The 1758-nt window shown below is 66.4% G+C and carries 1 protein-coding gene and 1 pseudogene; one reads left to right on the top strand and one right to left on the bottom strand.

The window, feature by feature from the left end:
• Positions 1-304: 304 nt before the first annotated feature.
• Positions 305-1552: an MFS transporter gene (locus PMI16_RS24905; RefSeq protein WP_007884805.1), complete on the bottom strand. Its 1248-nt coding sequence runs from the start codon at positions 1550-1552 to the stop codon at positions 305-307.
• A gap of 97 nt (positions 1553-1649) precedes the next feature.
• On the opposite strand from PMI16_RS24905, the pseudogene PMI16_RS26225 reads away from it, so the two are divergent.
• A pseudogene (locus tag PMI16_RS26225) lies at positions 1650-1758 on the top strand (LysR family transcriptional regulator); the annotation flags it as partial.

Raw genomic sequence — 1758 nt, 5'->3', positions numbered from 1 at the left:
CCGTTCCCGAAGGGTTGCCGCCAGAAAGCGCGCTGGCCGCGTTGCATGGCTTGCAGGTGGGCCCACCACCTGCTACGCCACGCGCCTTGCCACCACGCTTTCTGGCAGCAACGCATCTCGCAGATTTAGTGTGAACAGGCCCTAGGTGGTATCAAGGCTGGCGTTCTTCAAGTGCGCCGGCGCTTTATTGCTGACGGACGTCGTTTCGCGCGCAAACAGTTATCGTTCTGACATGCATTGCGAAGGCATGAAAAAGGCCGGAGCGGTCATCCGCCGCTCCGGCCCTTGGTTGCATCTCCAGGACTCAGACCTTGCGATTCTTGCCCGGCCACATCCGCACGGCCAGCGCCGCCAGCGAGGTCAGCATCGCCAATCCCACCACGGCCGCCCAGCCCCACTGCGCCAGCGCCAGGCTGCCCAGCGCGGCGCCGGTCGCCATGCCGATGAACACCGAGACGAACAGCACGGCATTGAGGCGGCTGCGGGCGCCGGGTTCGATGCTGTAGACGATGCTTTGGTGCGCCACCAGCGTGGCCTGCACGCCGAGGTCGAAGCCGACTGCGCCGATGGCGAGGAACCACAATTGCGTGCCGGCGGAAGCCTGCGCAGCCAGCGCCATCACGGCAAACGATACGGCCGTCAGGCCGATGCCGAGGCGGGTCACCAGCTCGGGGCCTTTCTTGTCCGAGATGCGTCCGGCCAGCGGCGCAGCCAGGGCGCCGGCGGCGCCGGCCAGGCCGAAGGAACCGGCCGCGGCGCTGCCCAGATGGAAAGGCGCGCCATGCAGCATCACCGCCAGCGTCGACCAGAAGGCGCTGAAACCCACCGACAGCAAACCCTGCGACAGGGCCGCGCGGCGCAGCGCCGGATGCTTGCGCGCCAGCTTGCCCAGCGAACCCAGCAACGCGCTGTACGACAAATGCGTGGTGGCCTTGAAGCGCGGCAGACCGCGCCAGGCAGCGACGCCGACCAGTGCAATGCTGACGGAAGCGCCGACGAACATGGTGCGCCAGCCGAAATGTTCGGCGACGAATCCGCTCAGCACGCGCGACAGCAGGATGCCCAGCAGCAAACCGGTCATCACCGTGCCGACGGCCTTGCCGCGATGTTCGTCCGAGGCCAGCGTCGCGGCGGCAGGCACGATGTCTTGCGCCATGGTTGCCGACAAACCGATCACCAGGCTGGCGACCAGCAGCAGGCCGATGCCGGACGAGGCGCCGGCCAGCAGCAAGGCACCCGCCAGAATTGCTGCCTTGATCAGGATGATGCGGCGGCGATCGTAGCGATCGCCCAACGGCGCCAGCAGCAGGATGCCGAGCGCATAACCCAGTTGGGTCAGCATCGGCACCATGCCGACCGCGCGATCCGATGCGCCGATGTCGGCGCCGAGGATGCCCAGCATGGGCTGCGAATAATACAGCGAGGCCACGGCAAAACCGGTGCCGGCCGCCAGCAGCAGCATCAGCGAAGCGGGCAGCTGGTTCACCGGCTTGACCGGGACAGCTGGGACAGCCCCGGCGCCGGCTGTATGCGTAGATTGAATGGAAGACATGACGAACACCCCTTGATTTGTTGATGGATCGCAGTTTGCGCCGGGGTGCTGCGCTGCGGTAGTGGCATGGCTTGCAGAATTGTTATACGCTCGACGTATGAGCCCGCCAGACAACTTCAACCCGCCCGCACCCACGGCCTCGGACCGCATCGAGTTGATCCAGACCTTCGTGCGCATCGTCCAGGCCGGCAGCCTGTCGGCGGCGG

This window comes from Herbaspirillum sp. CF444, assembly GCF_000282135.1.
Lineage (GTDB): Bacteria > Pseudomonadota > Gammaproteobacteria > Burkholderiales > Burkholderiaceae_D > Herbaspirillum.
The sequence above is the reverse complement of the archived record's forward strand: the minus strand, read 5'-3'. Positions and strand labels throughout refer to the sequence as shown.

Coding starts and splice junctions, on each gene's coding strand:
- PMI16_RS24905 (WP_007884805.1), bottom strand. CDS start 1,552: ATGTCTTCCATTCAATCTACGCATACAGCCGGCGCCGGGGCTGTCCCA.